Origin of the sequence: Pseudomonas sp. fls2-241-R2A-110, from assembly GCF_030209165.1 — a bacterium.
Lineage (GTDB): Bacteria > Pseudomonadota > Gammaproteobacteria > Pseudomonadales > Pseudomonadaceae > Aquipseudomonas.
Genome location: NZ_JARVSN010000021.1, coordinates 234,580 through 260,379, shown reverse-complemented (window position 1 = coordinate 260,379; position 25,800 = coordinate 234,580). Strand labels below are relative to the sequence as shown.

General features: G+C 59.7%; 26 protein-coding genes and 1 pseudogene. 14 read left to right on the top strand and 13 right to left on the bottom strand.

The annotated features are described in order from the left end of the window. Window positions 1-33 precede the first annotated feature (33 nt). The 3 genes from phaZ to QRN31_RS18195 all read left to right on the top strand — a co-directional run bounded on the left by phaZ (window position 34) and on the right by QRN31_RS18195 (window position 3,364). Window positions 34-888, top strand: a complete 855-nt coding sequence (gene phaZ / locus QRN31_RS18205; RefSeq protein WP_285433559.1) for a poly(3-hydroxyalkanoate) depolymerase — start codon at window positions 34-36, stop codon at window positions 886-888. A 113-nt stretch (window positions 889-1,001) separates the two neighbouring features. Further along, the gene (phaC, locus tag QRN31_RS18200) at window positions 1,002-2,684 is read left to right on the top strand and encodes a class II poly(R)-hydroxyalkanoic acid synthase (RefSeq protein WP_285433558.1); all 1,683 of its coding nucleotides are present in this window, start codon (window positions 1,002-1,004) and stop codon (window positions 2,682-2,684) included. 59 nt (window positions 2,685-2,743) lie between these two features. Then, window positions 2,744-3,364 (top strand): TetR/AcrR family transcriptional regulator, encoded by a 621-nt coding sequence (locus tag QRN31_RS18195; protein WP_285433557.1) that lies wholly within the window; start codon window positions 2,744-2,746, stop codon window positions 3,362-3,364. Between the two features lie 197 nt (window positions 3,365-3,561). On the opposite strand, the gene QRN31_RS18190 is transcribed toward QRN31_RS18195, so the two are convergent. From QRN31_RS18190 to QRN31_RS18180, 3 genes are all read right to left on the bottom strand, one after another. Then, window positions 3,562-4,398 carry a phasin family protein gene (locus QRN31_RS18190; protein ID WP_285433555.1) on the bottom strand — a complete coding sequence of 279 codons (837 nt, stop codon included), beginning with the start codon at window positions 4,396-4,398 and terminating at the stop codon, window positions 3,562-3,564. Window positions 4,399-4,408: 10 nt separating this feature from the next. Further along, on the bottom strand, window positions 4,409-4,831 hold the full coding sequence (locus QRN31_RS18185) for a phasin family protein (RefSeq protein WP_090176620.1): 423 nt from the start codon (window positions 4,829-4,831) through the stop codon (window positions 4,409-4,411). 245 nt (window positions 4,832-5,076) lie between these two features. Next, complete coding sequence (locus tag QRN31_RS18180) at window positions 5,077-5,352, bottom strand: polyhydroxyalkanoic acid system family protein (RefSeq protein WP_090176623.1); 276 nt, start codon at window positions 5,350-5,352, stop codon at window positions 5,077-5,079. A 155-nt stretch (window positions 5,353-5,507) separates the two neighbouring features. On the opposite strand from QRN31_RS18180, the gene ubiE reads away from it, so the two are divergent. The 11 genes and pseudogenes from ubiE to QRN31_RS31615 all read left to right on the top strand — a co-directional run bounded on the left by ubiE (window position 5,508) and on the right by QRN31_RS31615 (window position 13,697). Next, a complete protein-coding gene (gene ubiE / locus QRN31_RS18175; RefSeq protein WP_007948968.1) occupies window positions 5,508-6,278 on the top strand; it encodes a bifunctional demethylmenaquinone methyltransferase/2-methoxy-6-polyprenyl-1,4-benzoquinol methylase UbiE in 771 nt (256 codons plus the stop codon). Further along, window positions 6,278-6,901: a ubiquinone biosynthesis accessory factor UbiJ gene (locus QRN31_RS18170; RefSeq protein ID WP_222589417.1), complete on the top strand. Its 624-nt coding sequence runs from the start codon at window positions 6,278-6,280 to the stop codon at window positions 6,899-6,901. The genes ubiE and QRN31_RS18170 overlap by 1 nt, the downstream gene beginning before the upstream one ends. After that, entirely contained in the window at window positions 6,898-8,502 is a 1,605-nt protein-coding gene (gene ubiB, locus QRN31_RS18165) for a ubiquinone biosynthesis regulatory protein kinase UbiB (protein ID WP_285433549.1), read from the top strand. The genes QRN31_RS18170 and ubiB overlap by 4 nt, the downstream gene beginning before the upstream one ends. Window positions 8,503-8,583: 81 nt before the next feature. Beyond that, a complete protein-coding gene (gene hisI, locus QRN31_RS18160) occupies window positions 8,584-8,985 on the top strand; it encodes a phosphoribosyl-AMP cyclohydrolase (protein ID WP_007899278.1) in 402 nt (133 codons plus the stop codon). Continuing rightward, the gene (locus QRN31_RS18155) at window positions 8,978-9,310 is read left to right on the top strand and encodes a phosphoribosyl-ATP diphosphatase (protein ID WP_007899279.1); all 333 of its coding nucleotides are present in this window, start codon (window positions 8,978-8,980) and stop codon (window positions 9,308-9,310) included. The genes hisI and QRN31_RS18155 overlap by 8 nt, the downstream gene beginning before the upstream one ends. Before the next feature lie 25 nt (window positions 9,311-9,335). Further along, complete coding sequence (locus tag QRN31_RS18150; protein WP_285433544.1) at window positions 9,336-9,614, top strand: twin-arginine translocase TatA/TatE family subunit; 279 nt, start codon at window positions 9,336-9,338, stop codon at window positions 9,612-9,614. A 10-nt stretch (window positions 9,615-9,624) separates the two neighbouring features. Beyond that, entirely contained in the window at window positions 9,625-10,068 is a 444-nt protein-coding gene (tatB, locus tag QRN31_RS18145) for a Sec-independent protein translocase protein TatB (RefSeq protein ID WP_285433543.1), read from the top strand. Further along, the gene (gene tatC, locus QRN31_RS18140; RefSeq protein WP_090176639.1) at window positions 10,065-10,859 is read left to right on the top strand and encodes a twin-arginine translocase subunit TatC; all 795 of its coding nucleotides are present in this window, start codon (window positions 10,065-10,067) and stop codon (window positions 10,857-10,859) included. Before tatB ends, tatC begins: the two co-directional genes overlap by 4 nt. Continuing rightward, complete coding sequence (locus QRN31_RS18135; protein ID WP_285433542.1) at window positions 10,856-11,563, top strand: 16S rRNA (uracil(1498)-N(3))-methyltransferase; 708 nt, start codon at window positions 10,856-10,858, stop codon at window positions 11,561-11,563. Before tatC ends, QRN31_RS18135 begins: the two co-directional genes overlap by 4 nt. Before the next feature lie 217 nt (window positions 11,564-11,780). Further along, window positions 11,781-12,839, top strand: a pseudogene (locus tag QRN31_RS31620) (methyl-accepting chemotaxis protein); the annotation flags it as partial. Next, the gene (locus QRN31_RS31615; RefSeq protein ID WP_502942501.1) at window positions 12,825-13,697 is read left to right on the top strand and encodes a methyl-accepting chemotaxis protein; all 873 of its coding nucleotides are present in this window, start codon (window positions 12,825-12,827) and stop codon (window positions 13,695-13,697) included. The pseudogene QRN31_RS31620 and the gene QRN31_RS31615, both read left to right, overlap by 15 nt. Before the next feature lie 156 nt (window positions 13,698-13,853). Here the strand turns inward: QRN31_RS31615 and QRN31_RS18125 are convergent, their stop codons facing one another. The 10 genes from QRN31_RS18125 to hutG form a co-directional block, all read right to left on the bottom strand. Then, window positions 13,854-14,588, bottom strand: a complete 735-nt coding sequence (locus QRN31_RS18125) for an amino acid ABC transporter ATP-binding protein (protein ID WP_285433539.1) — start codon at window positions 14,586-14,588, stop codon at window positions 13,854-13,856. Then, complete coding sequence (locus tag QRN31_RS18120; RefSeq protein ID WP_285433538.1) at window positions 14,581-15,540, bottom strand: amino acid ABC transporter permease; 960 nt, start codon at window positions 15,538-15,540, stop codon at window positions 14,581-14,583. The genes QRN31_RS18125 and QRN31_RS18120 overlap by 8 nt, the downstream gene beginning before the upstream one ends. A gap of 145 nt (window positions 15,541-15,685) precedes the next feature. Further along, window positions 15,686-16,483, bottom strand: coding sequence for a transporter substrate-binding domain-containing protein (locus QRN31_RS18115; protein ID WP_285433536.1), 798 nt, complete (start codon window positions 16,481-16,483; stop codon window positions 15,686-15,688). A gap of 189 nt (window positions 16,484-16,672) precedes the next feature. Next, complete coding sequence (mdoH, locus tag QRN31_RS18110; RefSeq protein WP_285433535.1) at window positions 16,673-19,243, bottom strand: glucans biosynthesis glucosyltransferase MdoH; 2,571 nt, start codon at window positions 19,241-19,243, stop codon at window positions 16,673-16,675. Next, entirely contained in the window at window positions 19,236-21,059 is a 1,824-nt protein-coding gene (locus QRN31_RS18105) for a glucan biosynthesis protein (RefSeq protein ID WP_285433534.1), read from the bottom strand. The genes mdoH and QRN31_RS18105 overlap by 8 nt, the downstream gene beginning before the upstream one ends. A 321-nt stretch (window positions 21,060-21,380) precedes the next feature. Further along, window positions 21,381-21,818 (bottom strand): D-aminoacyl-tRNA deacylase, encoded by a 438-nt coding sequence (gene dtd / locus QRN31_RS18100; RefSeq protein ID WP_285433532.1) that lies wholly within the window; start codon window positions 21,816-21,818, stop codon window positions 21,381-21,383. Then, window positions 21,815-22,786 carry a prolyl aminopeptidase gene (gene pip, locus QRN31_RS18095; protein ID WP_208670458.1) on the bottom strand — a complete coding sequence of 324 codons (972 nt, stop codon included), beginning with the start codon at window positions 22,784-22,786 and terminating at the stop codon, window positions 21,815-21,817. Before pip ends, dtd begins: the two co-directional genes overlap by 4 nt. 104 nt (window positions 22,787-22,890) lie before the next feature. Continuing rightward, window positions 22,891-23,817: an alpha/beta hydrolase gene (locus QRN31_RS18090; RefSeq protein WP_285433529.1), complete on the bottom strand. Its 927-nt coding sequence runs from the start codon at window positions 23,815-23,817 to the stop codon at window positions 22,891-22,893. Continuing rightward, window positions 23,817-24,764: a choline ABC transporter substrate-binding protein gene (locus tag QRN31_RS18085; protein WP_285433527.1), complete on the bottom strand. Its 948-nt coding sequence runs from the start codon at window positions 24,762-24,764 to the stop codon at window positions 23,817-23,819. Before QRN31_RS18085 ends, QRN31_RS18090 begins: the two co-directional genes overlap by 1 nt. A gap of 224 nt (window positions 24,765-24,988) precedes the next feature. Next, a complete protein-coding gene (gene hutG / locus QRN31_RS18080; protein ID WP_285433526.1) occupies window positions 24,989-25,792 on the bottom strand; it encodes an N-formylglutamate deformylase in 804 nt (267 codons plus the stop codon). Between the last annotated feature and the right edge of the window lie 8 nt (window positions 25,793-25,800).

Sequence of the window (25,800 nt, the reverse complement as noted above, 5' to 3'; positions counted from 1 at the left end):
TCGGGGATGAATTAACCCACAGGGCTTGAAGCCATGCCGCAACCTTTCATATTCCGTACCGTCGACCTGGATGGCCAGACCCTCCGCACGGCAGTACGTCCCGGCAAGCCTCATTTGACGCCCTTGCTTATTTTCAACGGCATCGGCGCCAACCTGGAGCTGGTGTTTCCGTTTGTCGCGGCGCTGGACCCGGACCTGGAAGTCATCGCGTTCGACGTCCCCGGTGTCGGCGGATCATCCACACCCAATCGGCCATACCGCTTTCCGGGCCTGGCCAAACTCACGGCGCGGATGCTCGACTACCTCGACTACGGGCAAGTCAACGTCATCGGCGTTTCCTGGGGAGGCGCCCTCGCCCAGCAATTCGCCTATGACTATCCCGAACGCTGCAAGAAGCTCGTGCTCGCCGCCACTGCAGCCGGCGCCGTGATGGTACCGGGCAAACCGAAAGTGCTGTGGATGATGGCCAGCCCACGGCGCTATATCCAGCCATCCCATGTGATTCGTATTGCACCGATGATCTACGGCGGCTCGTTCCGGCGCGATCCGACGCTGGCCGCCAGCCATGCGGCGAAGGTCCGTTCGGCGGGCAAGCTCGGTTACTACTGGCAGCTGTTCGCCGGATTCGGCTGGACCAGCATTCACTGGCTGCACAAGATCAATCAGCCAACCCTGGTACTGGCCGGCGATGACGATCCACTGATCCCGCTGATCAACATGCGCATGCTGGCCTGGCGGATTCCCAATGCCCAGTTGCACATCATCGATGACGGGCATCTGTTCTTGATTACCCGCGCTGAAGCCGTGGCACCGATCATCATGAAATTTCTCGAGGAGGAGCGTCAGCGCGCCGTGATGCATCCGCATCCGGCGCCATCGGGCGGTTAACCGGCCCGTTGTCGGCCGGCAGGACGCCGCGCCGCGCAACAACCCGTTACAGCGTCTATGGTGTTCTGGTTCGTGTATTTGTTTTTGGCCTGAAGACGAAGGAGTGTTGATTCATGCGCGAAAGACCAGCTAGGGACCTTTTGCCCACGCCTGCCGCGTTCATCAACGCACAGAGTGCAATTACCGGCCTGCGTGGCCAGGATCTTTTATCGACCTTGCGCAGTGTGGCATCCCACGGTTTGCGCCACCCGGTGCACAGCGCCCGCCATGCCTTGAAGCTGGGCGGTCAGTTGGGTCGCGTACTGCTGGGTGAAACCCTGCACCCCATCAACCCGCAGGACAGTCGTTTTGCCGACCCGGCGTGGAGCCTCAACCCTTTTTATCGCCGCAGCTTGCAGGCCTACCTGAGCTGGCAGAAACAGGTCAAAAGCTGGATCGACGAAAGCGGCATGGCGCCCGACGACCTCGCCCGCGCGCACTTTGCCTTTGCCTTGCTCAACGACGCCGTAGCGCCGTCCAACACCTTGCTCAATCCACTGGCGATCAAGGAAATCTTTAATTCCGGCGGCAACAGCCTGGTGCGTGGCCTCGGCCATCTCGTCGACGACTTCCTGCACAACGATGGACTGCCCAGACAGGTTACCAAGCACTCTTTCGAGGTCGGAAAAACCGTCGCAACCACCACCGGCTCCGTGGTGTTTCGCAATGAACTGCTGGAGCTGATCCAGTACAAGCCGATGAGCGAAAAGCAATATTCCAAGCCGCTGCTGGTGGTGCCTCCGCAGATCAACAAGTACTACATTTTCGACCTGAGCCCACACAACAGCTTCGTCCAGTTCGCCCTGAAGAACGGCCTGCAGACCTTCATGATCAGCTGGCGCAACCCGGACGTTCGGCATCGCGAGTGGGGGCTGTCGTCCTACGTAGAAGCCGTTGAAGAAGCCATGAATGTCTGTCGCGCCATCACCGGTGCCCGCGAGGTCAACCTGATGGGCGCTTGCGCAGGCGGGCTGACCATCGCCGCCCTGCAAGGGCACTTGCAGGCCAAGCGGCAGCTGCGGCGGGTGTCCAGCGCGACGTATCTGGTCAGCCTCCTGGACAGTCAGATGGATTCTCCAGCGACACTGTTTGCCGACGAGCAGACGCTGGAAGCGGCCAAGCGTCGTTCTTATCAGAAAGGCGTGCTGGACGGCCGCGACATGGCCAAGGTGTTCGCCTGGATGCGCCCCAACGATTTGATCTGGAGTTATTTCGTCAACAACTACCTGCTGGGCAAGGAGCCGCCGGCGTTCGACATTCTCTACTGGAACAACGACAACACCCGCCTGCCAGCAGCCTTTCATGGCGACCTGCTGGATTTCTTCAAGCACAACCCGTTGAGTCATCCGGGCGGTCTTGAAGTGTGCGGCACACCGATCGACTTGCAGAAAGTCACCGTCGACAGTTTCAGCGTGGCCGGCATCAACGACCACATCACGCCGTGGGACGCGGTGTATCGCTCGACACTGTTGCTGGGCGGAGAGCGGCGCTTCGTTCTTTCAAACAGCGGCCACGTGCAGAGCATCCTCAACCCGCCGAGCAACCCCAAAGCCAACTTCGTCGAGAGCGCGAAACTGAGCAGCGACCCAAGGGCCTGGTATTACGACGCCAAACAAGTCGACGGCAGTTGGTGGACCCAATGGCTGGCCTGGATTCAGCAGCGCTCGGGCGCGCTGAAGGAAACCCACATGGCCCTGGGTAACCAGAACTATCCACCGATGGAGGCGGCACCCGGCACTTACGTGCGTGTGCGCTGACGGACCACTCACCACGGCACACGTCTGCCGTGGCATGACTCGACCATTAAGAAGACTGGATGAAAACCCGCGACCGGATCCTCGAATGTGCCCTGCAGTTGTTCAATCAGAAGGGCGAACCCAACGTCTCTACCATGGAAGTTGCCAATGAAATGGGGATCAGCCCAGGCAACCTCTACTACCACTTCCACGGCAAGGAACCGTTGATTCTCGGACTGTTCGAGCGCTTCCAGGCAGAGCTTGTGCCACTGCTTGATCCCCCGGCCGATGTGGAACTGGCCCCGGAGGATTACTGGCTGTTCCTGCACCTGATCGTTGAACGTCTGGCCCATTACCGGTTTTTGTTCCAGGACCTGTCGAACCTGGCCGGGCGCTTGCCAAAACTGGCCAAGGGCATCCGCAATCTGCTCAATGCACTCAAACGCACGCTGGCTTCATTGCTCGCGCGGCTCAAAGCTCAAGGGCAGTTGGTCAGCGACACGCAGGCGTTGGGGCAGTTGGTGGAACAGATCACCATGACGCTGCTGTTCTCGCTCGACTATCAGCGGATTCTGGATCGAGAGGGTGAGGTGAGGCTGGTGGTCTACCAGATCATGATGCTAGTGGCGCCGCACTTGCTGCCGCCGATCAAGGTCGCGACGGAGCAGTTGGCTTTGCAGTACCTCGAAGAACACGATTAACCCCTGAACACCGCCGCACCCTGTGGGAGCTAGCCTGCTAGCGATAGCGATTTATCCGCCGACATTGCTGTTGACTGATGAACCGCTATCGCTAGCAGGCTAGCTCCCACAGGAATTTACGGCGTACCGGGAAAAACATTCACAAACAAAAACGCCCGACCTTTGCAGGCCGGGCGTTTTCTTGAGCCCTGAAAAAATCAGGACTGACTGGTTGGCGTCGAAGGAGCTGGCGCGGCAGTCGGGGTGACAGCAGGGGTCGGTGCGGCAGCGGAGTTCGATGCGCTGACCGGAGCTGCCGGTTTGGCGGCAGCCACTGCTGGTTTCGGTGCAGCGGCTTTCGGCGCTGCCGGCTTTTTCACTGCCGGTTTCTTCGCTGCGGCAGGTTTTGCTGCTGGCTTGACTGCCGGCTTCGCGGCTGCGGTTTTTGCCGCAGGCTTGGCTGCAGGTTTTGCAGCTGTTTTCGCCGCAACCGGTTTGGCGGCTGCCTTGGCAGCAGGTTTGGCTGCAGCCGTTTTGGCCGCTGGCTTGGCAGCCGGTTTAGCGGCAACTTTTGCCAGCGGCTTGGCAGCGGTTTTCGCCGCAGGTTTGGCTGCCGCGGTTTTAGCCGCAACAGGCGCAACCTTGGCACCGGTGAGTTTTTCGATTTGCTTGGTCAGGGTATCGACCTTGCTGTGCAGCGCTTTCACTTCATTGCGGCTTGGTACACCCAGGCGCGAAATGGCGCTGTTCAGGCGCTTGTCGAACGCGCCTTCCAGCTCATCCCACTTGCCCAGTGCACGGTCTTTAACATCGCTGATACGCGACTTGGCCGACGAAGCGGTGTCCTTGGCGGCATCGACTTTCTTGCCAACAGCGCTTTTGGTGAGCTTCTCGGCTTTCTCGCCGTCTTTAACCAATGTATCGAAGAGCTTGCTGCCGTCAGTGTCGATCTTCGAGTACACGCCTAAACCAGCCAGCCAGATTTTGCGGGAGTAGTCTTCAACTTTCCCGATCCACGAGCTGCCTTCTTTTTCGGTGTTCTTTTTGCCAGCCATCCCGTTCTCCTTAAGATTTACGCGCGACGCGTTCGAGCAATGCCGTCAGCTCATCGAGCTTAGCAGAGAGTGTCTCAACGTCATGTTTAGACGGAATGCCGATACGATTCAAGGCACTTGCGACACGCGAGTCAAAAGCCTTCTCGACCTTGTCGAGTTGAAGCTCAACCTTGCCTTTGAAAGTACTCACTTCACTCTTGGCTTCTTCGATCTCTGAGTTAGCGGCTTCAAGCTTCTCGGCCACCACTTTTTTGCCTTTCTTTTCAACAGTTTGACCCGCTTTGATCAACTCTTGAAAGTATTCGCTGCCCTCGTGGCCGACCTTGGTGTAGGCACCCAGGCCTGCCAGCCAGATCTTGCGGGCATAGGATTTGACGTCGCTCAGAGCGGTTGTCGAAGCGTCGATTTTTTTCTTCAAAATAACTTTGGCCATGGTGCACCTCACGCGCAGAAGGTTTGAGGAACTGCCCGCGAAAGTGTCGGGCTCAGGCACAAAGTAGGGAGAAAAATTAGAAACGGCACCCTAACAACTGACATAAAACTTCGGGCACACCTTAAAACAAATGTGGGAGCCAGCCTGCTGGCGATAGCGATTTTTCCATCAACATCAATGCTGACTGATGACACCGCAATCGCCAGCAGGCTGGCTCCCACAGGGGATGTGGTTCAATTAGGAAATCAGGCCAGTGCTTTATCGAGGGCCTTTTCGATTTCCGATTTGATGGTGCCGCTCATGGCTGACATCAACAGACCCAACTCGACATCAACCTTGATCGAATCCTCACCCACATGCACCGCACCTTTAACACCGGAACGCTTGAGGTTCAGGGTGTCGCCGGACCACTGCGGCTCCAGGCCATATTGCTCGGACAGCTTCTGTGCCAGCTTCTCGGCCTTCTCTCGGGCAGCTTCCTTACCCAGGCCGTGGGCACGTTCAACACTAATACGGGCCATCAAATAACTCCTGCTTTATGAGTACTTTCCTGAAGCATCTTGACCGTCACTGCGGCAAAACGTCCCCGTGGTAGTCCATCTTACCTTCAGCCTTGCCAAGACAAAGCAGGCCACCGGGATTAGAATGTCCCGCATTCTCTTCTGGTGACAGCGATATGACTGATCAGCGCAAAGGCAGCGATGCCGAACCCACCACTCACTTCGGTTTCAAAAACGTTCCGGAAAGCCAAAAAGCGGAAAAAGTCGCCGAGGTTTTCCACTCGGTAGCCGCCAAATACGACTTGATGAACGACCTCCTGTCGGGTGGCATGCACCGTCTGTGGAAGCGTTTCGCGATCGAGTTGTCAGGTGTTCGCACCGGTAATCGCGTGCTCGACATCGCCGGCGGCACGGGCGACCTGACCAAGAAATTCTCGCACCTCGTGGGCCCGACCGGGCAAGTGGTGTTGGCCGACATCAACGAGTCCATGCTCAAGGTCGGTCGCGACCGCCTGCTGGATCTGGGTGTGGCCGGCAACGTCGAATTCGTTCAGGCCGATGCTGAAAAACTGCCGTTCCCGGACAACCATTTCGATTGCGTCACCATCGCCTTCGGCCTGCGTAACGTCACCCACAAAGAAGATGCCCTGCGCTCGATGTTGCGCGTGCTGAAACCGGGCGGCCGTCTGCTGGTGCTGGAATTCTCCAAACCGACCAACGCGTTGATGTCCAAAGCCTACGACGCCTATTCGTTCGCCTTCATGCCGTTGATGGGCAAGCTGATCACCAACGACTCGGAAAGCTATCGCTACCTGGCCGAATCGATCCGCATGCACCCGAACCAGGAAACCCTGAAGTCGATGATGGTCGAAGCCGGTTTCGACCGCGTGACCTACCACAACATGACCGCAGGCATCGTCGCCCTGCACCGCGGCATCAAACCCTGATGCTGCTGGCCGGCCTGCTCGCCAGCGTTGAACTCGGCCTGAACCGGGTGCTGCGTCTCGACAGCACGGCGCTGCCGCGACTGGCGCATTTGAGTGGCAGAGTGATTGCCGTCGATTGCCGCAGTCCGGCGCTGCAACTGTTCATCCTGCCCAGCGATGAAGGCTTGATGCTCGCCGCTCACTGGGAAACCGGCGCCGATTGCACCTTGCGTGCACCGGCCTCCAGCCTGTTGAAACTGGCGATGAGCAAGGACAAGACCTCGGTCCTGCATGGCCCTGAAGTCGAACTCGACGGCGACAGCGGCGTGCTGCTGGAACTGGCGGCGATCCTTCAGGACCTTGAGCTGGACTGGGAATACGAGCTCTCGCGCTGGCTGGGACCGGTCGCAACGCAACTGGTTGGCGGTCACCTTCGCAGTCGCGCTCGCTGGTATCAGCAGGGGTTCGCCAGCCTCAATCAGAACCTGGGCGAATACCTGGCTGAAGAATCGCGCACCCTCGTCGGTCAGCGCGAAGCCGAAGCCCGTTTCAGTGAACTGGACCAGATCAAACTCGATCTGGAACGTCTCGAGGCGCGTTTCGAGCGCCTTTCCCGATCCCTCGACCCAAGCGATAACGCATGAAGCTGCTTGCCGTCCGCCGTTTGTTGCGCATCCAGCGCGTTGTGATTCGCTACCGCCTCGATGACCTGCTGTTCGCCCTGCCACTGCCCTGGTTTCTGCTGGCGCTGCGCTACGTGTTGCCGTGGCGCTGGTTCCCGCGCAAGACGCTGGACCTCAGCCGTGGCGCGCGATTGCGCCTGGCGCTGCAGGACCTCGGGCCGATTTTCATCAAGTTCGGGCAGATCCTTTCGACGCGCCGCGACTTGCTGCCGGAAGACATCGCCGATGAACTGATGAAACTTCAGGACCGTGTGCCGCCATTCGACTCGCAGGTGTCGGTCAATCTGATCGAAGAACAGCTGGGCAAAAAGATCAGCGAAGTGTTCAGCCGCTTCGACGTCGAGCCGCTGGCCTCGGCCTCGGTGGCACAGGTGCATGCCGCGCAGCTGAAAACCGGTGAAGAAGTGGTGGTCAAGGTGATCCGCCCGGGCCTCAAACCGATCATCGCCCAGGACCTGGCGTGGCTGTTCATTCTCGCCCGCGCCGCCGAGAAACTTTCGGCCGACGCGCGTCTGCTGCACCCGGTGGACGTGGTCCAGGACTACGAAAAAACCATCTACGACGAACTCGACCTGCTGCGCGAAGCGGCGAACGCCAGCCAGCTGAAGCGCAACTTCGAAGGCTCGCCGCTGCTTTATGTGCCACAAGTCTATTGGGACTGGTGCCGGCCGAAAGTGCTGGTGATGGAGCGCATCTACGGGATTCAGGTCACTGACCTCGCGACCCTGGCCGACCAGCGCACCGACATGAAAATGCTCGCCGAACGTGGCGTGGAGATTTTCTTCACCCAGGTTTTCCGCGACAGTTTCTTTCACGCCGACATGCACCCGGGCAACATCTTTGTCAGCACCGTGAACCCGTGGAGCCCGCAGTACATTGCGATCGACTGCGGCATCGTCGGCAGCCTCACCCCGGAAGACCAGGATTACCTGGCGCGCAACCTGTTCGCCTTCTTCAAGCGCGATTACCGTCGTGTGGCGCAATTGCACATCGATTCGGGCTGGGTGCCGGCGGAAACCAAACTCAACGAGTTCGAAGCGGCGATCCGTACCGTGTGCGAACCGATCTTCGAAAAGCCGTTAAAAGATATTTCTTTCGGCCAGGTGCTGATGCGCCTGTTCCAGACCGCTCGACGCTTCAACATGGAAGTGCAGCCGCAGCTCGTTTTGCTGCAAAAAACCCTGTTGAACATCGAAGGCCTGGGCCGTCAGCTGTACCCGGAGCTGGACCTGTGGAACACCGCCCAGCCGTTCCTGGAACGCTGGATGCGCGAGCGGGTCAGCCCAAAGGCCTTGCTTGGCAACGTACAGAGCCAATTCGAGCAGCTCCCGCATTTGGCCAACATGGCCCGCGACCTGCTCGAACGGATGTCGCAGCCCCATGCCTATGACCCACCGCCACCGTGGCACAGGCGCCGGGATGATTGGTTCCTGCGATTGCTGGGCACCGCCCACCTGGCGGGTGGCGCGATACTCGCCATCGGTGGACCGCTGAACGAACTGGCTTACTGGCCGGCCGGAATCATGATGGCCGTCGGCTTGTATCTGGTCGTTCGCCGATAGCCAGTTGTGCCGCGCACTGGCACACTGTTTGAACGCTTGGGTTCTGCTCATGAAGTGTGGAACCCGCTGTCGGAGTCGAAGATGAAAAACTGGCTGGACGAGATCAAGTGGGATGCCGATGGCCTGGTGCCGGCGATCGCACAGGATCACAAAACCGGGCGCGTCCTGATGATGGCCTGGATGAACCGCGAAGCACTGGAATTGACCGCTGCCGAGAACCGCGCCATTTACTGGTCACGTTCGCGCGGCAAGCTGTGGCGCAAGGGCGAAGAGTCCGGCCATGTGCAGACGCTGCATGAGATGCGCCTGGACTGTGACGCCGACGTGATCATCCTGATGGTCGAGCAGATCGGTGACATCGCCTGCCATACCGGCCGCCAGAGTTGCTTCTACCGTGTCTTCGAGAACGGCGACTGGAAAACCGTCGACCCGGTGCTCAAAGACCCGCACGCCATCTATAGCGCAGGACACACCCATGAGTGACACGCTGACCCGTCTGGCCCAGGTACTGGAAGAGCGCAAAGGCGCCGCCGCCGACAGCTCGTATGTCGCCAGCCTGTACCACAAGGGCTTGAACAAGATTCTGGAAAAAGTCGGCGAAGAGTCGGTCGAAACCATCATTGCCGCCAAGGATGCCGCCATCAGCGGCGACTGCAGCGATGTGATCTACGAGACCGCCGATTTGTGGTTCCACAGCATGGTAATGCTCGCCCAACTGGGGCAGCATCCTCAGGCTGTACTCGATGAACTGGACCGTCGTTTCGGTCTGTCCGGACACGCCGAGAAAGCCTCGCGCCCGTCCGCCTGAACAATTATTAGAGAGGAGCAGCAACATGGGCATTTTTGACTGGAAACACTGGATCGTCATCCTGGTTGTTGTCGTGCTGGTGTTCGGCACCAAAAAACTGAAAAACCTCGGCACTGACGTGGGCGAGTCGATCAAGGGTTTCAAGAAAGCCATGAGCGACGAAGAAAAGCCGGTTGACCCGACGGTGAACCCGGCCCAACCGGTTCCACCGGTTCAGCCGCAGACCACGCAGTCCGTGAACCAGCCGCACACCATCGATGTGCAGGCGCAAAAAGTCGAAGAGCCAATCCGCAAAGACGTGTGAGCACTGACTAATGTTTGGTATCAGCTTCTCTGAACTGCTGCTCGTCGGCCTCGTTGCCCTGCTGGTGCTGGGCCCCGAGCGTTTGCCGGGTGCTGCGCGCACCGCCGGCCTGTGGGTCGGCCGCCTGAAGCGCAGCTTCAACGCGATCAAACAGGAAGTTGAACGTGAAATCGGTGCCGACGAGATCCGTCGGCAACTGCACAACGAGCACATTCTGTCGCTGGAACAGGAGGCGCGGAAGATTTTCACGCCGACTCAGCAGGACGCGACACCGGTCCCGCCGGTTGAGCCCGTGGCAGAGCAGACGATTCAGGCTCCAGCCGCTGCACCTGTTGCAGTGGCCGCCGAACCTGCGCCCGTTGTTGCAGCAACGCCGGTTGAACCCGTTACGCCTGCGGCTGCGCCTGTTGCGCCAGCCCCTCATGACCCAACACTGCCGCCGCGAGCCCCATGAGCGATCTCCCTGAAAACGACCAGCACATGCCGCTGGTTTCGCACCTCACCGAGCTGCGTACCCGTCTGCTGCGTTGCGTAGCGGCGATTTTCATCATCTTCGCCGGGCTGTTTGCGTTCACCCAGCAGATCTACACCTTCGTCTCCACGCCATTGCGTGCGTACCTGCCGGCCGGCGCGACGATGATCGCCACTGACGTGTCGTCGCCGTTCCTGACGCCACTGAAGCTGACGATGATGGTCTCGCTGTTCCTGGCGATCCCGGTAATCCTGCATCAGATCTGGGGCTTCATCGCGCCAGGCCTGTACAAGCATGAGAAGCGCATTGCGGTGCCATTGCTGATGTCCAGCATTGTGCTGTTCTACACCGGCATGGCGTTCGCCTATTACCTGGTGTTCCCGCTGATCTTCAAATTCTTCGCCGCTGCCACCCCGGCCGGCGTGGAAATGATGACCGACATCACCAGCTACCTCGATTTCGTCATGACGCTGTTCTTCGCCTTCGGCGTGGCGTTCGAGATTCCGGTGGCCGTGGTGCTGTTGGTGTGGATCGGCGTGGTCGACGTCAAATACCTGAAGAAAATCCGCCCGTATGTGGTCATCGGCTGCTTCGTGGTCGGCATGATCCTGACGCCGCCGGACATCTTCTCGCAGACCTTGCTGGCGGTGCCGATGTGGCTGTTGTTTGAAATCGGCGTGCTGTTCGGCGGTTTGATCAGCAAACGCGGCGAGCATCCGGACGACCAGCCGGCAGACGATCACAACGACCAGCCGCCAGCGACCCAGCCGTGAATCTGTTGCTCCTCGAAGAGGCCGACTTCATTGCGGCCGACCGAGCGATCCTGCGTGATCGCCGGTTGACGCACATGCAGGAAGTCCATCGCTGCGTCGTCGGTGACAGCATGCGGGTCGGGCGCATCGGCGGGCTGATGGGCTCCGCCGAAGTGCTGCGCCTGGAGGCCGATGAAGCCGAACTGCGCGTCACCCTCGACCAGCCGCCACCGGCCAAGCTGCCGCTGACACTGGTGTTGGCCCTGCCAAGGCCCAAAATGCTGCGCAGGGTGTTTCAGACCGTAGCGGCCATGGGTGTGCCACGAATCATCCTGGTGAACAGCTATCGCGTCGAGAAGAGCTTCTGGCAAACGCCGTTCCTTGAACCCGAGGCGATTCGCGAACAGTTGATCCTCGGCCTCGAACAGGCCCGGGACAGCGTGCTGCCGGACATCGTTATCGAGAAACGCTTCAAGCCGTTCGTCGAGGATCGCCTGCCCGCCATCAGCGAGGGCACCCTCGGCCTCGTCGGCCATCCCGGCAACTATCCGCCCTGCCCCCGCGGCCTGGATGAGCCGGTGACCCTGGCCATCGGCCCCGAAGGTGGCTGGATTCCTTACGAAATTGATCTGCTGGCCAAGTCTGGCCTGCAACCGGTGCAACTGGGTGAGCGCATCCTGCGCGTCGAAACCGCCGTCACAGCCCTGCTCGCACGTCTTTTCTAACTCGGGCTTAACGTTCGACACAGAACCTGTGGGAGCGAGCCTGCTCGCGATGGCGGACTGCCAGTTGACCTTCTGTTGACTGACCGTCCGCCATCGCGAGCAGGCTCACTCCCACAGGGAAATTCATCGTCCCAGCCAACGCATACGCCTACAGATTCGTGCTCACCTGCCGATATAGCCCTCATAAAACCAATGCGTGGTCCGAGGGAGTTGCAGCATGTACCGTTGGCTAGCCGAGAGTCTGGGAAATGTAAGCGTCAATCGCAAACTGGGGATCGGCTTCGGTCTGGTGCTGCTGCTAACGTTGCTGATCACCTTCACGGGCTGGACCGGCCTGACGGGCGTGATGAGCCGTGGCGACAAGCTCGGGTTCATCGCCAGCCTCAATGACCGAACCAAAGACCTGCGTCTGGCTCGCCTGGACTACGAAATGCGCCGAGGCGAACAAGGCCCGGGCGCCGTCAACGACTTGTTGGGCCAGCTCGATGCCGGTCTGCAAACCGCGCGCAAATTGATCGAACAGCCAGACGACGTGGCGATGATCGACCAGCAACTGGCCGCCGTCAGCCAGTACAAGCAAGCGTTCGGCACCATGGTCCAGGCCGGAGCGAATCGCGAAGATGCCCGCAGCAAACTCGGTGCAACCGCCGACAACGCCGTGGCCCGCGTCGCCGAAGTCGAAAAGTCCATGCTGCAAGGCAACAGTGTTGCCGACTTCAACAGCGTGATCGACCTGAGCAAGCTGATTCAGCAAGCGCGCTTCCAGGTTCGCGGCTATACCTACAGCGGCAAAACCGAGGCTGAGCAACCTGCGCTGGACGCCATCGACAACGCGCTGAAAAACCTCGAAAGCCTGCCGGCCAAACTGCCTGAGCAACATATCGCCAACCTGCAGCAGGCGACGGATTCGCTTAAAGCCTACCGCGCCGCCGTCAGCCAATTCCGCGACTCGCAGGTCACCAGCGCCGCCGCCCTCAAGCAAATGGCCGCGCAAGGGGACATCCTGCTCGATGTCAGCAAAAAACTGACCGTATCGCAAACCATCGTGCGTGACACCGACGCTGCGCACGCCAAAGACCTGCTGCTGATGGCGACCGTTCTGGCCTTGGCGTTTGGTTTGCTCGCTGCATGGGCCATCACTCGCCAGATCGTGATCCCGTTGAACCAGACCCTTAAAGTGGCCGAACGCGTCGCAGCGGGCGACCTGACGCAAAACCTCATCTCTGAACGCCGCGATGAACTGGGCCAGCTCCAGCGCGCCATGCAGAGCATGACTTTGGGTCTGCGCGAACTGATCGGCGGCATCAGTAATGGCGTCACGCAAATTGCCAGCGCCGCCGAAGAACTGTCCGCCGTGACCGAGCAGACCAGCGCCGGGGTCAACAGCCAGAAGGTCGAGACCGACCAGGTGGCGACCGCCATGAACGAAATGACCGCCACGGTTCAGGAGGTGGCGCGTAACGCCGAAGAAGCCTCTGAAGCCGCCGTCGCCGCCGACCAGCAGGCGCGTGAAGGTGACAAGGTCGTCGGCGAAGCCATCGCTCAGATCGAGCGCCTGGCCCTCGAAGTCGGCAACTCCACCGCCGCCATGAGCGATCTGAAACGCGAGAGCGACAAGATCGGCAGCGTGCTCGACGTGATCAAATCCGTCGCCCAACAGACCAACCTGCTGGCGCTCAACGCGGCCATCGAAGCCGCTCGGGCCGGTGAGGCCGGACGTGGTTTTGCGGTGGTCGCCGACGAAGTCCGTAGCCTCGCCCAGCGCACCCAGAAGTCCACCGAAGAAATCGAAGAACTGATCGTCGGCCTGCAAACCGGCACCCAGCAAGTCGCGACCATCATGGACAACAGCCGCAGCCTGACCGACAGCAGCGTCGAGCTGACGCGCCGTGCCGGCAGCTCGCTGGAAAGCATCACGCGTACCGTGTCGGCGATCCAGTCGATGAACCAGCAGATTGCCGCCGCTGCCGAGCAGCAAACCGCAGTGGCTGAAGAGATCAACCGCAGCGTGCTGAACGTGCGCGATGTGTCGGAACAGACCTCGGCAGCCAGTGAAGAGACCGCAGCCTCCAGCGTTGAGCTGGCGCGGCTGGGGACGCATTTGCAGATGCTGGTGGGCAGATTCAAGGTTTAAGGTGATGCGGATGCCTCGGTTCGCTTGGGACCGAGGTGATGCCATCGCGAGCAGGCTCGCTCCCACTTTGATCGGCGGCGTACACAAATTTTGTGTCTGGCGCCTAACCCTGTGGGAGTGAGCCTGCTCGCGATAGCGGTTTTTCAGCCGATGAAATTACAGAACCTGGCGCAAGAAGGCTTGGGCCCGCGGGTCCTTCGGTGCATCGAAGAACTCGGCCGGCGAAGCATCTTCCAGCAATTTGCCGTGATCGAAGAACAACACCCGATCCGCCACTTCCCGCGCAAAACCCATTTCGTGGGTGACACACACCATCGTCATGCCTTCCACGGCCAGGGTTTTCATGACGTCCAGCACTTCGCCGACCATCTCCGGGTCAAGCGCCGAGGTCGGTTCATCGAACAGCATCACCTTGGGCTCCATGGCCAACGCACGAGCAATCGCCACACGTTGCTGCTGACCGCCGGACAGCCGTGATGGAAACTCATTGGCCTTCTGCGCAATACCAACTTTTTCCAGCAACACCATGGCCTTGGCCTCGCGCTCTTTCTTGCCGCGCTTGCGCACGACTTTCTGGGCCAGGCAAAGGTTTTCCAGCACGGTCATGTGCGGGAACAGGTTGAAGTGCTGGAACACCATGCCGACTTCGCGGCGATAAGCGTTCACATCGGTTTTCGAATCGGCCAGTTGCAGCCCGTCGATGCTCACCGAGCCTGAATCGAATGCTTCCAGGCCGTTGAGGCAGCGCAGGAACGTCGATTTGCCGGAACCCGAAGGGCCGATGACCACCAGCACTTCGCCCTTGGCCACTTGCGTGGTGACGTCATCCACCGCGCGAACCACCTGGCCACGGGTGTCGAAGACTTTTACCAGATTGCGGACTTCAATCACTTTGCGCGAGCCTCCGCTCAAGCCGGCTGGCGACTTTCGACAGCGGCAGGTTGATCAACAGGTACAGCCCAGCCACACAGAACAGGATTTCGAAAGGTGAGAACGAGGTGGTGATGACTTCACGACCGCTTTTAAGCAGCTCGGTAATCGCGATCACCGACACCAGCGAGGTGTCCTTGACCAGGCTGATGAACTGCCCCGCCAGCGGCGGCAGCACGCGTTTCAACGCCTGCGGCAGCACCACGTGGCGCATCGACTGGCCTGCGCTCAAGCCCAGGGAGCGCGCGGCTTCGTTCTGGCCACGGGCGATGGACTGCACGCCGGAGCGGATGATCTCCGCCACATAGGCACCGGTGAACAACGACAGCGCGGCGATCCCGGCGAACTCCCGTGACAGGTTCATCACGGTGCCGATGAAGAAGTAGAAAATGAAGATCTGCACCAGCAACGGCGTGCCGCGCACCAGCTCAACGTAGATCGTCGAGAGATCGCGCAAGGTGGGGTTATTCGACAGACGACACAACCCCGTAGCGAGACCGATCAACAGACCCAGCACGCCGGACACCACTGATAACCATAAGGTGGTCCACAATCCCCACATCAGCGGTCCTGCGGCCCAATGACGGGTGACGCCGATCACATCGCCTTCAGCGACGTCATCGCCTTGGGCAACTTGAAGACTGTTGTCATCAACAGTCAGGTGCTGCTCATCGCCCGCGTCATTGCGCAGGGTGACTTCGGCTTTATCGCCCTTGCGCACCAGTTCGCTGACGGTAGAGATGTCGGCGGCGCGCTGGGACTCTTCGGCGTGGTACGCGAAGTATTGCGGCACGCGGTTCCAACGCCATTCGTAGGACATCAGCGAGGTGGCGTAATACAACGCGCCGGCCAGGCCGATCAGCAGCAGCACGGTTAATACGTGCCACGGCCATTGGGCTTTTTTCTGTTTCATGGGTTTAGCGAAATCCGAAAGTTATGTCGCCAGGGAAGCCGCCATCGCCAGCAGGCTGGCTCCCACATTGGATCTGCGGCGTACACAAATCTCCTGTGGGAGCCAGCCTGCTGGCGATGGCGGCGACGCGGTCTAGCTGACGGCCTTATTCCATGTCCTTGAGCCAAGCGGTGTCTTTGAACCACTTGTCATGGATTCGATCGTAGGTGCCGTCTTCGTGGATCTGGTGCAGGAAGTTGTTGATGAAGTTGATGCTGTCAAAGTCACCCTTCTTCAGACCGAAGGCCAGCGGCTCATAGGTGAACGGCTTGTCGAGGAATACCAGTTTTCCGGCACCGACCTTGTTCACCGCCACTACGTTGTACGGTGCGTCGTAGATGAACGCGTCCGCCTTGCCATTGACGACGTCGAGCACGGCTTCCTGTTCGTTGTCGTAACCGTGGTACTTGGCTTTGGCGATCAGTTTTTTCGCGACCATCTCGCCAGTGGTGCCCAGCTTGGAGGTGATGCGATAGTCAGCGGTGTTCAGGTCTTTATAGGACTTGATGGTGCCTTCGAGCTCGTTGCGGATCAGCAGGGTCTGGCCAACCACGATGAACGGTTCGCTGAAATTCAGGCGCAGGTTGCGCTCTTGAGTCAGGGTCATGCCGCTGCCGATCATGTCGAACTTGTCGGTCATCAGGGCCGGGATGATGCCGTCGTAGCCGGTGGACACCAGCTCCAGCTTGACGCCCATGGCCTTCGACATGGCTTTGAGGATGTCGACTTCGAAACCGATGATCTCGCCGCGCTTGTTAGTCATTTCGAACGGCATGTAGGTCGGGTCCATGCCGACTTTCAGCGTGCCACGCTTGACCGCGTCATCGATGGCACCGGCCTGCGCCGCGCCGACTGCAACCAATGCCGTGACGCCGACCAGCAGCATCGACAGATACTTCTTCATCATCAAGTCCCCAAAACCATTGCGTTGTGAGGCGCGCAAACAGCGGTTTTTCTTTAGAAAACCAGCAGATACGAACAGAAAACTGTCCGGGCGCACCAATTCGGGGACGGATGCTAACCCACTCGGCCATTTGCACAAGGGTTAGGAAACGATCAGGCAAAAAAAGCCCCGCTTTCGCGGGGCTTTTCATCAGGCCATCTGAGGTTGTGCGCTCAGAGGCTTGAGTGGCAGCAGCGGCGCATGGGGATCGGCTTTCACCGATTTGCGCCAGGCTTCCAGCCACTCAGGGTGACTTTCGTCCCAGACCTGTTCGTGCAAGCGAGCCAATGCCACCGGATCGCTCAGCAAGTACACACGCTCATTGTTGGTCAGCCCGTCGGGACCGACTTTCAATGCATGGCGAACCCGTTCGTTGCGCAGCCATTCGATCGGCTCGGCATGAGCATGACGCGAAGTCGCCAGCGAACACGCCAAGGCGTTCTGCTGTGGATCGACCACCGCGCGCACGAAGCCGTCATTCAGAGCATGCCAACGGTTTTCGTGGGTGTACTGATCCGTCGCCAGCAACGCCTGCGGCGGATTGTATTCCTCAGGGATCAGGAACAGGCTCGCGTCGCGAGACTTGAGGCCCAGGCCGACACGGCTGGAGATCACTGACACCGGGATCGACAGCATCAACGAACCGACGATAGGCACCAGCCACCACAGGAAACTCGGGTTCAGCCATACCACCAGCAATGCCCAGAAGAAGCCCAGCAGGGTTTGCGGACCGTGGCGTTTGACCGCCTCGCTCCATGGCGTGGAGTCGTCGTCACGTTGTGGCGAGTTCCAGGTCGCAGCCCAGCCGAGGAACGCGGCGAGCACGAAACGGGTGTGGAAAATCATCCGCACCGGCGCCAGGAGCATGGAGAACAGCATCTCCAGCAGCATCGAGAAGGTCACCTTGAACTTGCCACCGAACTCTTTCGCGCCCTTGGCCCAGATCAGGATGATGCTCAACAGTTTCGGCAGGAACAGCAGCACGATGGTCGTCGAGAACAGCGCCACGGCCTTGTCCGGGTGCCATTGTGGCCACAGCGGATACAGTTGACGCGGCTCCATGAAGTACTGCGGCTCCATCAACGTGTTGACCGCCAGCAGCGCCGTCGACAGCACAAGGAAGAAGAACCACAGCGGCGCCGAAAGGTAAGACATAACGCCGGTCAGGAACACCGCACGGTGTACCGGGTGCATGCCCTTGACCAGGAACAGGCGGAAGTTCATCAGGTTACCGTGGCACCAGCGACGGTCACGCTTGAGTTCGTCCAGCAGGTTCGGCGGCAGTTCTTCGTAGCTGCCCGGCAAGTCGTAAGCGATCCACACGCCCCAGCCGGCACGGCGCATCAGCGCTGCTTCAACAAAGTCGTGAGACAGGATTGCACCGGCAAAAGCACCTTTACCGGGCAATGGCGCCAAGGCGCAATGCTCGATGAACGGCTTCATGCGGATGATCGCGTTGTGACCCCAGTAGTGGGATTCACCCAACTGCCAGAAGTGCAGACCGGCGGTAAACAGCGGACCATAAACGCGAGTAGCAAACTGCTGCATGCGCGCATAAAGAGTGTCCATGCCCGACGCACGTGGCGCGGTCTGGATAATGCCCGCATCCGGGGTGGCTTCCATCAAGCGCACCAGGCTGGTCAGGCATTCACCGCTCATTACCGAGTCGGCGTCGAGCACGACCATGTACTTGTAGTCACCGCCCCAACGACGGCAGAAGTCGTCGAGGTTGCCGCTTTTACGTTTCACACGGCGACGACGGCGGCGATAGAAGATCTTGCCGAAGCCTTTGGCTTCACGGCAGACGTCCAGCCAGGCTTGCTGCTCGGCAACGCAAATGTCGGCTTCATTACTGTCGCTGAGGACAAAGAAGTCGAAGCGATCCAGGTCGCCCGTGGCCGCCACCGACTCGAAGGTCGCCCGCAAACCGGCAAACACCCGTGGCACGTCCTCGTTGCAGATCGGCATCACCAGTGCGGTGCGCGCGTCCTTGGCGATCGGCTCGTTGCCGGCACTTTTACCGGAGATGCGGTATTTATCGTGACCGGTGAGCAACTCGAGGAAGCCCATCAACGCAGTCCAGAAACCGGCTGACACCCAGCAGAACAGAATCCCGAACAGAATCAGAATGCTGGTTTGCAACGCGTATGGCAGTACTTGCGTGGCGGTTTGCAGCAGCGGTTGATGCAGCACTTCGTTCAGGTCGACGAACGACCAGCCCTGGTACGGCATGATGCCTTTCATGTACCAGCCGGCAACGATCGTCTGGCCCAGCATCAGCACCAGCAAAATGTAACGGCGGATCGAACCGACGGTGCGCCAGCGAGCCGCCGGCAACACGCGTTCATCCTTGGGCGGAGCCGGCGGATTGGTGCGACCGGTCAGACGACGCCAGCCACGCACCAGAATATTGGTGCGCCACGGCTCCGGCACGACTTTGGTCCGACGGATCGGCGGCGTCGCTTTGAGTACGACACGACCGCTGGCGTCGACCCCCAGCATTTCCGCCTCTTCCAGCTCTTCAGCAGAGTTCAGGAGCAGGCGCTTGCCCACCGAGGCTTGTGCAGCCTCGGTCGGCGCGTCGAATGTCGAAGATGACAGACGCTGATGCAACTCGCTGAAGGACTGGCAGCCCGCGAGTTCCGCGCGCTGCTGGTCGGTCATCGGTAAATGCGCCAGATACTCGGCAAGAGTCTCTGGCTGTACTTGAGAATTACTCATCGGCAGGCAACTGGTAGCTCCAGGTCTCGGTCAGGACTTCTTCAGTCGATGCCGATTCCGGTGTGGCTGGGGCCGCGTCCGCAGCGACAGGCTGCTTGGCGTCTTTGTTGTCCTTGTTCTTGGCATCCGCAACGGGCTTGGCATCAGCCTGTTTGGCGTCAGCTTGCTTGGCGTCCTTGGCTTCCTTGTCCGTCTTCTCTTGTTGCTTGGCGGCAACCTTGTCGGCCTTGGCAACAGAAGAATTGGAGGCTGGCAGCGATGTCTTGGTGAGGTCGGCAGGCACGATGTTCTCGACCAGTGCAGCACGCATCTCGGTAGGCTTGCCCGGATCCTTGATCTTCATCCGCAGGGTCAGGCGCCAGCCCTTGGTTTCAGGGTTGTAGCGCACGCTGTTCTCGACCAGCTCGGCATTATCGCCAACGCTGACCTGACTGCGAACGTCCGCTGTTTCCGGCAGGGCTGCGAGGGACGGACCTTCAAAGTCCACCAGATAAGCCACGGTGCCGTCCGGCTGACGGATCAGGTTGGACTGTTTCACGTCACCCGTGGAGCGCAGGGTCTGTTGAACCCAGGCACTGTCAGGTGCATGAAGCGCGGCTTCGTCGATGGTCCAGTGCAAACGATAGGCGACGTCCAGCGGCTGGCCAGGTTCAGGCAGTTTTTCCGGACTCCAGAAAGCAACGATATTGTCGTTGGTTTCGTCGGCAGTCGGAATCTCGACCAGATCAACGGAGCCCTTGCCCCAATCGCCTTTCGGTTCGATCCAGGCGCTTGGGCGCTTGTCGTAGCGGTCGTCGAGGTCTTCATAGTGGCTGAAGTCACGGCCACGTTGCAGCAAACCGAAACCGCGCGGGTTCTCGATCGAGAAGTTGCTCACGGCCAAGTGTTTTGGGTTGTTCAACGGGCGCCAGATCCACTCGCCGTTGCCGGCATGGATCGACAGACCGCTGGAGTCGTGCAGTTCGCGACGGTAGTTCAGGACTTTCGACGGCTGGTTGGCGCCGAACAGGAACATACTGGTCAACGGTGCAACGCCAAGCTTGGTGACCTTGTCACGCAGGAACATGCGGGCTTTGACGTCGACGATGGTGTCGCTGCCCGGACGCAGGATCAGGCGATAGGCACCCGTGGCGCGTGGCGAATCCAGCAGCGCGAAGATAACCAGGTGCTTGTCGCCCGGCTTTGGCTGTTGAATCCAGAATTCGGTGAAACGTGGAAATTCTTCGCCGGACGGCAAAGCGGTATCGATGGCCATGCCGCGAGCGGACAAGCCATAGGTGTGACCCTTGCCGACAACGCGGAAGTAGCTCGCGCCCAGCATGGTCATGATTTCGTCTTGCTTGTCGGCCTTGTTGATCGGGTAAAGCACACGAAAACCGGCATAACCCAGTTGTTCGGTGGCTTTAGGATCGAACTTGACATCGCCGAAATCGAAACGACTTGGGTCGTATTTGATCTCTTCGACGTTGTTAGCCGTGATTTCGTTGATTTTCACCGGCGTGTCGAAATGCATGCCCTGGTGATAGAACGAAAGCTTGAATGGGGTTTTCTGGTCGGCCCATTCGGCTTTTTCGGTGCGGAACCGAATCTTTTGGTAATCCGCGAATTTCATCTCACGAAATTCATTCGGCAGGTTACTGCGCGGGGCTTCGTATTTTTGCCCGGCCATCTCTTTTGCCTTGGCCGACACATCATCCAGATTGAACGCCCAAAGCTGGCCGGCGCTGAGCAGGCAAAGGAATGCCGAACCCGCTACAAGAGCGCTTCGTAACCGTTTGGCAGACAATTTTGGTGCATTACAGGGACTAACAATCACGAGCAACCCTCGCCGAAAACAGATCAAAAAACCAACGGCCAGTTAAAGGGCCTGTGAGGAATCCGGCATGAAAAAACCGACCTTACAGACCACTCTTGCCAAGTTGGCGAGCATTGTTCCGACTCCTATGGGGCTAAATGATTCCCCAACAGGTCCCGGACAAGTCTCTACCTAAGTTAAAACGGACCAACGAACGCCGATCCCCGTAGCGCGCGATTATCTAGTAGGCCGCGTTACAACGCATCAGGGCTAACAAAGTATTTATCGCGAAAAGCCCCTGTTTTCAGTCGAAAAGCCCTTAAAAAGGTGTTTCAAGCGCTTTCAGGTCTGTAACAGGAATGTTACCGGGCCATCGTTGACCAGGTGCACTTGCATATCCGCGCCGAATCTACCTGATGCCACAGTGCCATGCACCTGTTTCGCTTTGCTTAATAGATAGTCGAAAAGCTCCTCGCCCAGGGCCGGAGGGGCCGCAGTCGAAAAACTCGGGCGCAACCCGCTCTTGGTGTCGGCGGCCAGGGTGAACTGCGAGACCAGCAGCAACCCGCCACCCACCTCCGCCAAGGACAAGTTCATCTTGCCCTCGGCGTCACTGAACACCCGATAGTTAAGCAGCTTATGCAGAAGTTTGTCGGCGTTGGCACGAGTATCTTCCGGCTCGACAGCCACCAGCACCAGCAATCCCTGATCGACCGCACCGACCACCTCCCCCGCTACCTCGACTCGCGCGCCACGCACGCGTTGGAGCAGGCCCTTCATGCTTCTTCAGGTGGCAGGTCGAGCAGGCGGCGAGCCATCTGGCCGGCGGCGCGCACCAGCGCATCGGTGATACCCGGTTCGGAAGCCGCGTGGCCGGCGTCGCGGATCACCTGCAATTCGCTGTTCGGCCAGTTCTGATGCAGTTCCCAGGCGTTGTCCAGTGGGCAGATCACATCATAACGACCGTGGACGATCACGCCCGGCAAATGCGCGATCTTGCCCATGTCGCGAATCAGTTGGTTGGGTTCAAGGAACGCGTTGTTGGTGAAGTAGTGGCATTCGATGCGGGCGATGGACAAGGCGCGCTGAGGTTCGGAGAAGCGATCGACCACCAGCGGGTTCGGACGCAGGGTCGCGGTGCGGCCCTCCCAGGTCGACCAGGCCTTGGCTGCATGCATCTGCGCGATCTGATCGTTGCCGATCAGGCGTTTGTGGAAAGCGCTGAGCAAATCGTCGCGCTCGTCCAGTGGAATCGGTGCGACATAGTCCTGCCAGTAATCGGGGAACAGACGGCTGGCGCCACACTGGTAGAACCATTCGATTTCCTGCGGGCGGCAGAGAAAAATCCCGCGCAGGATCAGACCGTGCACGCGTTCCGGGTGGGTTTGCGCATAGGCCAGGGCCAGCGTCGAGCCCCAGGAACCGCCAAACAGCACCCATTTTTCGATGCCCAGGTGTTTGCGGATCCGCTCAAGGTCGGCAACCAGATCCCAGGTGGTGTTGTTCTCGAGGCTGGCGTGGGGTGTGGAGCGACCGCAACCGCGCTGGTCGAACGTCACAATGCGATACAGGTTCGGATCGAAGTACCGGCGGCTCTGGGCATCACACCCGGCGCCCGGGCCGCCATGGATAAACACGACAGGTAAACCTTCCGGTGAACCGCTTTCGTCGACATACAGGGTATGGGTTTCATCGACAGCCAGATCGTGCCGGGCGTGAGGTTTGATCTGCGGGTACAAAGTCTGCATTGCGCGCTCCGTAAGGGGTCGAGGTCATCCCTGGGGGGACTTCTATTATTCTGCCGTCCGGCATCATAAACCCGAATTACGTCAATGAGCATGCCCTTGCTGAGTCAGAGTTTCGCCGCCAGAAAACCGAGCAGGGTTTCATAGAGCGCGTCGACCTCGGCGACCTGGCCGCGCCCCCGCAAACAGCCGTGGACCAGTCCCTCGCCGTAATACAGCGTGGCGGCGACGCCCGCCGCATTCAGTCGCTCGGCGTAGCAGACACCGTCGTCACGCAGCGGGTCGAATTGCGCCACGGCGATCAGCGCCGCAGGCAAACCGGCCAAATCTGCGGCGAGCAACGGCATCGCATAAGCACCCGGCTTTCGCGAGCCGCGCAAGTACAAGGCGTGATAGCAATCTACATCGCTGCTGCTGAGCAAGGGTGCGTCAATGCATTCAGTGCGCGACGGCAGCTGATGATCGCCACCCAACCCCGGATAGATCAGGACTTGCGCCGCCGGCAATGGCTCGTTCGCATCCCGCAGCGCCAGGCAGAGTGCGGCGGCAAGGTTGCCGCCAGCGCTGTCCCCCGCCACCAGCGTTCGCGCGGGGTCAAGCCGGAACGGGCCGCTGCGCAGCGCGCGCCAGACACCCAGGCAATCATTGAACCCGGCCGGATATGGATGTTCTGGCGCCAGACGATAATCGACAGCAATCACCAATACGCCGAGCGTTGACGCCAGTTCGGTGCATATGAAGTCGTGAGAGTCCAGATCCCCCACCACCCAGCCGCCACCGTGCAGATACACAATGCAAGGGCAACCGCTGGCGGCTGATGTCAGCGACGGTTGAGACGGTTGATAGGACCGCACCGGCACGCCGGCCAATTCGAAATCGACCACATAAAGCCCGGCGGGACGTGGCGGGGTGAACGCCCGACACATCTCGCTGTAGGCCTGACGCAAGCCGGGGAGGCTGGCGTCAGTGCTGTTGAAGCTGACGGTTTTCTCGACGAACGCCGTCATCTGCGCGGATAAAGGATAAGCCGTCATCAGGGTTTCAAACTGGCCTGAACGGTGGCGACGCCATCCTTGCCATCGAGACTGGTGACACCTGACAGCCAGCGCGAAAGATCTTGCGGATGATCGCGTAGCCACTGCTTTGCAACGTCCTGAGGCGTCTTGCGCTCCATGATCGGCACCATCAACTGGCTTTCCTGGGCGGCGGTGAAGGTCAGGTTTTCCAACAGTCGATACACGTTCGGGCAGCGTTGGGCATAGTCCGGCGCGGTCACGGTGGAGACAGTCGCGGCGCCTTCATTCGGGCCATAGACGTCTTCGCTGCCGGTCAGGTAAGTGATCTTCATGTTGATGTTCATCGGGTGCGGGGTCCAGCCGACGAACACCACGAATTCCTTGCGGTTGACCGCCCGTTGCACGGCGGCAAGCATGCCGGCCTCACCGGACTCGATCAGTTTGAAATCCTTCAAGCCGAAGTGATTGGTCTCGATCATGGTCTTGATCGTGGTGTTGGCGCCGCTACCCGGTTCGATGCCGTAGATCTTGCCGCCAAGCTTGTCTTTGAATTTGGCGATGTCGGCAAAGGTTTTCAGCCCCGCTGCCGCGACGTAATCCGGCACCGCGAGCGTTGCCTGGGCGTCGGCCAGGCTCGGTTTGTCCATGACCTTCAACTGATTGGCGGCCACGAACGGGGCGATGTTCTTGTCCATCGCCGGTTTCCAGTAGCCCAGAAAGATATCCAGGCGCTTGTCGCGGATGCCGGCGAAGATGATTTGCTGCACGGCACTGGTTTGTTTGCTTTCGTAGCCCAGTCCGTTCAGCAGCACATCGGCCATGCCACTGGTCGCGATGACATCGGTCCAGTTGACCACGCCCATGCGCACAGCCTTGCAGGAGGCGTCGTCGCTGGCCAGGACGCTGGTGCTCAGCAGAGCGGTGCCGCAGAGGATTGAGAGACAGCGGGTGAACAGTCTTTTCATCGGTAGGATCTCGTGCGGCAGATTATTGTGAGGTCGGTGTCTTCATGCACCGTGCCCAGAACATTACGCAGCGTCGAGAGGAGAAAAGCGAACTGTGGCGACCGAGATTTGCACGGTGGCGACTGTTCCATGTGGGAGCGAGCCTGCTCGCGATAGCGGTGGGTCAGACAACACTTGCGTCGACTGACACCCCGCCATCGCGAGCAGGCTCGCTCCCACAGGGGTTATGCGTTGTAGTGCTTCTGGCCCCAGGCTAGCAGACCTTGCAGCAATTCCTTGAGCACCACTTGCGTGGGCTCAGCCAGATCCGGGCGATAACGGAACGGCTCGAATTCTTCCATGTACGTGCACTGACCCAGTTCCAGCTGCACCGCGTGGATGTTTTCAGCCGGGTTGCCGTAATGCCGGGTGATGTGGCCGCCCTTGAAGCGACCATTGAGCACGTGGCTGTAATCGGTGTGCCTGGCGCAAATCGCTTCCAGTTGAGTGGCCAGCTGAGGATCGCAACTGGCACCGTTGAAGGTGCCCAGGTTGAAGTCCGGCAGCTTGCCGTCGAACAGGTGCGGGATGATCGAACGGATCGAGTGCGCATCAAACAGCAGCACGTAGCCAAATTCGGCTTTCAGTCGCGCCAACTCGTTCTGCAGAGTGCTGTGATACGGCGTCCAGACCTGCTCCAGATAGGTCGCACGCTCAGCCGCCGACGGCTCCATGCCCTCGCGGAACAACGGAATGCCGTCGAACAGCGTCGCCGGGTACAGGCCCGTCGTCGCGCCGACATACAAAGGCTTGTCGTCGGACGGCCGGTTCAGGTCGATGACAAACCGTGAGTATTCGGCAGCCAGCGTGCTGGCGCCGAGTTCGGCCGCAAATTCGTAAAGCTTCGGGATGTGCCAGTCAGTGTCCGGCAGGCTTTTCGCGTCCGGGATCAACCCGGCTTCGACCGCAGGAGTCAGACGCAGCCCCGCGTGCGGCATGCTGATCAGCAGAGGCACGCGGCCTTGTTTGAAGTTCAGAACCTTATCCACAACTGTTC